The 6,240-nt window shown below is 25.6% G+C and carries 9 protein-coding genes; all 9 read left to right on the top strand.

Going from position 1 to position 6,240, the window contains the following annotated elements:
* Positions 1 to 617, top strand: a 617-nt coding sequence (locus tag ACERKK_RS10175) for a hypothetical protein (protein ID WP_373772974.1), incomplete at its 5' end; no start/stop codon positions are given.
* 185 nt (positions 618 to 802) lie between these two features.
* Entirely contained in the window at positions 803 to 1,039 is a 237-nt protein-coding gene (locus tag ACERKK_RS10170; protein ID WP_373772973.1) for a helix-turn-helix domain-containing protein, read from the top strand.
* Positions 1,032 to 2,159 carry a type II toxin-antitoxin system HipA family toxin gene (locus ACERKK_RS10165; protein ID WP_373772972.1) on the top strand — a complete coding sequence of 376 codons (1,128 nt, stop codon included), beginning with the start codon at positions 1,032 to 1,034 and terminating at the stop codon, positions 2,157 to 2,159. Before ACERKK_RS10170 ends, ACERKK_RS10165 begins: the two co-directional genes overlap by 8 nt.
* Before the next feature lie 4 nt (positions 2,160 to 2,163).
* Positions 2,164 to 2,628: a GNAT family N-acetyltransferase gene (locus ACERKK_RS10160; RefSeq protein WP_373772971.1), complete on the top strand. Its 465-nt coding sequence runs from the start codon at positions 2,164 to 2,166 to the stop codon at positions 2,626 to 2,628.
* A gap of 89 nt (positions 2,629 to 2,717) precedes the next feature.
* The gene (locus tag ACERKK_RS10155; protein WP_373772970.1) at positions 2,718 to 3,806 is read left to right on the top strand and encodes a hypothetical protein; all 1,089 of its coding nucleotides are present in this window, start codon (positions 2,718 to 2,720) and stop codon (positions 3,804 to 3,806) included.
* Positions 3,807 to 3,816: 10 nt separating this feature from the next.
* Positions 3,817 to 4,449, top strand: a complete 633-nt coding sequence (locus ACERKK_RS10150; protein ID WP_373772969.1) for a hypothetical protein — start codon at positions 3,817 to 3,819, stop codon at positions 4,447 to 4,449.
* A gap of 103 nt (positions 4,450 to 4,552) precedes the next feature.
* Positions 4,553 to 5,356, top strand: a complete 804-nt coding sequence (locus ACERKK_RS10145) for an aldo/keto reductase family protein (RefSeq protein ID WP_373772968.1) — start codon at positions 4,553 to 4,555, stop codon at positions 5,354 to 5,356.
* A gap of 125 nt (positions 5,357 to 5,481) precedes the next feature.
* Positions 5,482 to 5,826 carry a zinc ribbon domain-containing protein YjdM gene (locus ACERKK_RS10140; protein WP_373772967.1) on the top strand — a complete coding sequence of 115 codons (345 nt, stop codon included), beginning with the start codon at positions 5,482 to 5,484 and terminating at the stop codon, positions 5,824 to 5,826.
* A gap of 85 nt (positions 5,827 to 5,911) precedes the next feature.
* On the top strand, positions 5,912 to 6,240 hold a 329-nt coding region (locus ACERKK_RS10135), incomplete at its 3' end, for a GyrI-like domain-containing protein (protein WP_373772966.1).

The following is a 6,240-nucleotide window of genomic DNA, read 5'->3' as shown; positions in this document are numbered from 1 at the left end:
GAAATGATATCGCTCATAATATTGAAAATAAAGGTCTTGAAAATAAAGTTAAAGATTTAGTTGATATATATAATAAAATTGCAGCTTCAAAAATAAAAGATAATGAAACAATTGAAAAAAAATTAAAAGCTTGTATATCTGGTTTAGGTGCTCAACTTATATCTTTAGCAACTCATTCAGTAAAAGATAGAAAAGCTAAAGATAAAGCTGAATATTTCAATGAAATGTATCAAAATGACTATGCTCAATTTGATGATGTTTTTAGTTTAATTGATCATGATAATTTAACTGATGAAATAGAAGAGAAAAGAGAATTAGATTTATTTAAAAAATGTGCAGATGATACTTTCTTTAAACTATTACAGGTCGTTGATGTAACTAACAGTGAATACATTGATGCAACTTATGGTGCATTATTGGCAGGAAGAGAAAGGGCTGAACAATTAACGGGTGATAAGTTAAAAAATTCAATAGAGGAACTAACACAACAACACGAAAATTTAATTATTGAAATGAATAAGCATTTTAAAGATACATATGATGAATTAATGATTAAAATGACAGATGAATTGAAATTGACGCTATCAAAGAATCTAAAAAAAGCTACCGGTATTTAAATAAAATTGTTGAGATATCATAGTATTTACTATTAAATTTTAAAAATGCCGGGAACAGTATACGGAATTAATTTCTTGTTTTAGTAAATATTTCGAATAAATCTAAATAGTTATTTTGTCAATTATATTTGACATAAAAAGTATATTATAGTATTATGTAAAATATATTAGACAAAAGAAGTATTATGAATTTAAATGAATTTGGAAAAGAAATACAAAAACACAGAAAAGAACAAAAAATATCACAAACTAAACTTTGCGAAGATTTAAATATTTCACGTGCTACATTATCTTCTTTAGAAAATGGAAGAGGGGAGATTGGTTTTAAAAAGATATTACAAATTATTGATTATTTAGGGTTTGAGTTTTCTTTAAAAGAAAAGAGTTTATTCCCAACATTAGAGGATCTAAGAGATGAATAATTCTTTAAAAGTACAAGTAGAAAATAAAAATAGTGGCATATTATCTTTTGAAGATAGTGAATATACTTTTTCATACAAAACAGAAGATAAAATGAACTTTATTTCTCTTACAATGCCTGTGAGAAATAAATCATGGGATAGTAAAGAACTCCATCCTATTTTTGAAATGCATTTACCTGAGGGCTATCTTCTTTCTATTATCAAAAAACACTTTTCTAAGTTTGCTAAGACAGATGATTTTGGTTTATTAAAACTTATGTCATCATCAATAAAAGGTAGAGTTTCTTATGAAAGTGAATCTTCAAATAATCTAAAACCTTTAAGACTAGATGACTTAGTTCATTCTAATGATGAAAAACTTTTTGATGAATTAGTAAGTAGATTTGCTTTAAATTCTCCTATCTCTGGTGTTCAACCAAAAGTATTAGCACAAATTGAAAATAAAGCTACTTTAAAACTAGAAGATTACATAGTGAAATCATGGGGAAATGAATATCCTGACCTTGCACTAAATGAATTTTTATGTATGGAAGTTGTAAAAGAAGCAGATATTCCAGTACCTGATTTTTATATTTCTGATGATAAAAAACTTTTTATTATGAAAAGATTTGATATTAAAAATGATGGCACTTATTTAGGCTTTGAAGATATGTGTGTACTTCAAGCAAAACAAAGAGATGATAAGTATGAAGGCACATATGAGCAAATAGTAAAAACAATAAAAACTTTTGTTAGTCCAAAATATAAAAAAAGAGCTTTAGCAAACTTTTTTAAGATGACAGTTTTAAACTTTTTGCTTAAAAATGGTGATGCTCATTTAAAAAACTTTGGGTTACTTTATGATGGCATAAAAGATATAAATTTAGCTCATGCATATGATGTTGTAACAACAACTATGTATATAAAAAATGATATACCAGCTTTACATTTATTAGGTAGTAAAAAATGGTGGACTGAAAAACATCTTTTAAGATTTGGAATAGATAGTTGTGATTTGACTCCAAAAGAAGCAAATGATTTATATAAAATTTGTGTAGATTCTAGAGATAAAATTATAGAAAAGTACAAAGATATAGATTCGTCATTTACTAATAAACTTTTTAATATTTGGGCTAAATAAAACAATGAAAATAATAGACTATAATAAAAGTTATTTAAAAGAAATCCCAACACTTTTCACAAATACTATCCATAAAATATGCAATAAAGAGTATACAAAAGAGCAGTTAACAGCATGGGCTAATCCAAATATTGATTATGATTCTTGGAAAAAAAGGCTAGATAAAACAAAACCTTATTTAGCTTTGATTGATGATACTCTTGTTGGTTTTGTTGAGTTCTATGATGATTATATTGATTGTTTTTATGTTCATCATGAATATCAAGGTCAGGGAATTGGAAAAGTTCTTATGAACCATATTTTAGATATTGCTTCTAAAAATGGTATTAAAATACTAAGTGTTGATGCTAGTATCACTGCAAAGGCTTTTTTTGAGACTTTTGGATTTGAAGAAGTATCAAAAAATGAAGTAAAAAGAGATAATCAAATACTTATTAATTACTCACTAGAATTAAATCTACAAATATAAGCATGAAATGATAAAGTTACTTTACATTTTAGACAAAACTACTACAAATGATAAGTAACTTTATCATTTATAAAAACAAGGAAACATAAATGAAAATATCAAAATTGTATTCAAACAATGATAATTTTAAAACCATAGAATTTGATAAAGGTATAAACTTTATCCTCTCTCAAAACAATGGTGTAGGAAAAAGCACTCTTTTTAAATTAATAGATTTTTGTTTATTAGGGGACAAATACTTTTTAGCTCAAGAGCATTTTAAAGATTATATCTTTTATATTGAGCTTCAAATAGCTTCAAATAGATATATCACGATTAAAAGACCTACAAAAAGTGGTAAAAATATTGAATTAAAAATCACAAAACAAAAATCATATCTAATAGATGAAAAAGATTTTAATAAAAAAGGAAGTATTGGTATAGCTAAATCTTTTTTTGAAAATAAAGTTAATTATTCTATAAATAAATTCAGAACATATATAACATATTTTTTAAGAGATGAAAACAACCAAAATGATGTATTTATATTAAACAAATATGCAAACACGCATGAAATAGAGTATAAAACAGTTATATCAAATCTTCTAGGTATTGATGGACGAAAAATTAGAAAAAAATATGAACTAGATGAAATAATTAAAAAAGAAGATACACAATCAACATCTTTAAAAAGTGCACAAGAAGATTTAACTAAAGTTATTGAAGAAAATAAAACATTAATTAGCACTCACTTTATAGATAGATTAAAAGAGAGTGTTACAAAATATGGCAGAATGATATTAGGCAAAGAGGTAACTTTTTTGATTGATTTTAATACTTCAAATGATATAGAGTTTAGTATTAAAGTGAAAAATGATGAAGAATCTAATGATAATTTAGATGATGAGTCTACTATAAAAAAACTTTCATGTTTAATCTTTGCTTCTGCATTAGCCCAAACATATGCACAAAAAAGACTTATCAAATTTGTTGCTTTTGATTGTCCTTTTGATGGAAATAAAAACACTTATGAAGACCGAATTTATCGTGCTATACATGAGTTACATAGAAAAGGTATTCAGACTATTATCACTTCAAACGAAAATGTTATTAGAAATGATGAAAATTTATTAGAAATAAAAGATGAATATATGACTGCTTATTTAAGTAATGATGATAAATTAATGGGTGATTTTTAGAAGAAATAATATGAATATAGAAAAATTAAAAGACTACGAAGCAGAATTTTTAGAACACTATCCAAATGGTTTTGATGATAAAAACTTTTTTCCTACTATGAAAAGTTTTAATCCTTTGAAGTTAGAAGAGTTTGCAAAAGAAGCTTTAAAAAAAGAGAATTTTCAAAATCCAAATTTAGTAGTTGAGGGCTTTTTTAAAGTGGTTCAAAAATCAGTATTTGTATCGCTATTTGATAAATTAAAGTTAAAAGATATGATAGCCTCACTTAATTCTTATGAAAAAGATATGTTAAGTATTGAAATATACGAGCTTTTATATGGAGATAAAAAAGAAGGTTTTGAAGGCTTAGTTGAGTTTTTGGCTCAGTATAAACTTGCAAAATGGACTATTATTAGTGTAGTTCCTTATAGTATAAATAGACATCAAGACTATTTTATAAAACCTACAACTACAAAAAATATCATCAAAACTTTTGAGTTAAAAGATTTAGTTTATAAACCAAAACCTAGTTTTGAATTTTATGATAAATATACTAAAGCACTTAATGTAATGAAATCAAATGTCCATAAATCTCTAAGTGTAGATAATGTAGGCTTTACAGCATTTCTAAGAGTTGTTATAGAAAATGATTTGCAAGTATAACTATTAAAAAAGTTTTAATAATTAATTTTTATATTAAGTCTTAACCCCATTTATTGTAATCTTTATTTAACAATAAATTTAATTTTAATACAGAGGATAATTTATGCCAAACATGATATACGGAACTGCTTGGAAAGAAGAAGAAACAGCTAGATTAGTTGAAGAAGCTCTTTTATGTGGATTTAGGGGAGTTGATACAGCTTGTCAGCCTAGACATTATAGAGAAGATTTAGTAGGTCTTGGTTTGCAAAATGCTTTTGATAAAGGTATTAAAAGAGAGGATATTTTTATTCAAACAAAATTTACCCCAATATCAGGGCAAGATATAAATAATATGCCTTATTTATCTTCTGATGATGTACTAATTCAGCTTGAAAAGTCATTTATAAAATCAAAGCAAAATCTTAAAACAGATTTTATAGATTCATATTTATTGCATTCACCAATTGCACCTATTGAAGATTTGATAAAAGTTTATAGAACTATGGAAGAGTTTCAAGAGTGTGGACAAGTAGGGCAAATTGGTATTAGTAATTGTTATGATTTAAAACTTTTAGTTTATTTATATGATATTGCAAAATTCAAGCCAAAAGTAGTACAAAATAGATTTTATGCAGATTCAAACTATGATAAAGAAATAAGAGAATTTTGTAAACAAAAAGATATTACATATCAAAGTTTTTGGTCACTTACAGTAAATCCACATATTTTAAAAAGCCAAGAAATAAAAGATTTATGTATAAAACATGAAAAAACAATTGCTCAAGTATTTTATAAATTTTTAAATCAGTTAGGAATTACACCTTTAAATGGAACAAAATCAAAAGCTCATATGTTAGAAGATTTAGCAATTGATGAGTTTACTTTAGAGCAAGAAGATATTTTAAAAATAAAAAATCTATTGTAATAAATAGTTTAAATTTGATAAGAAAGTGATAAATATAAGAAAATCTTATCTAAATATTTATATTATTACCAAATACTAACGAGCATTTAGCTATCATGCGAAATAATTAATTTAAAAGGAAAAAAATGGAACAACTACCAAATTGTCCTAAATGTCAAAGTGAATACACTTATGAAGATGGAAGCTTATTTATTTGTCCTGAGTGTGCGCATGAATGGTCAAAAGATTCTGCAAATGAAGAAGATGCAGAGTTTACTGTAAAAGATGCAAATGGAGCAACTTTAAGAAGTGGTGATGATGTTACTATTATTAAAGATTTAAAAGTAAAGGGTAGTTCTTCTGTTGTTAAAGTTGGTACTAAAATCAAAAATATTAGATTAGTTGAAAGTGCGATTGATCATAATATTGATTGTAAAATCCCAGGCGTTGGAGCTCTTAAAATCACTCCTATGTACGTTAAAAAATCTTAATCTTCCAAATAGAATAAAAGACAAGCTCTTTTATTCTACTTTTAAATAAATCCCATATCGCAATATAAGCAAGGAATCAAATAATATGAAAACTCATAGAATTAAAAAGTTAGTAATCTCAGGTATTAGCACAGTTACAAATAATGAAACAGAAATAAATTCAGGAAACCCAAAATTACCAAATTTATGGGGAGAGTATGATGAAAAAAATATATATAGTGCAACATTTAATAAAGTAAATGAATCAGCAATGTATGGTGTTTATACAGAATATACTACAGATTTAAGCGGAGATTATAAGTACACTGTTGGTGTTGAGGTTAAAAAAGGTAAAGATGTTATTACTATTGAAAATGAAAGATTCTTAGTTTTTAGAGCAAAGGGTGATATTTCTGAAACTGTATTAGAAACATG

This window comes from Poseidonibacter sp., assembly GCF_041821165.1.
Classification (GTDB): Bacteria; Campylobacterota; Campylobacteria; order Campylobacterales; family Arcobacteraceae; genus Poseidonibacter.
This window is presented reverse-complemented; position numbering and strand designations above follow the sequence as displayed.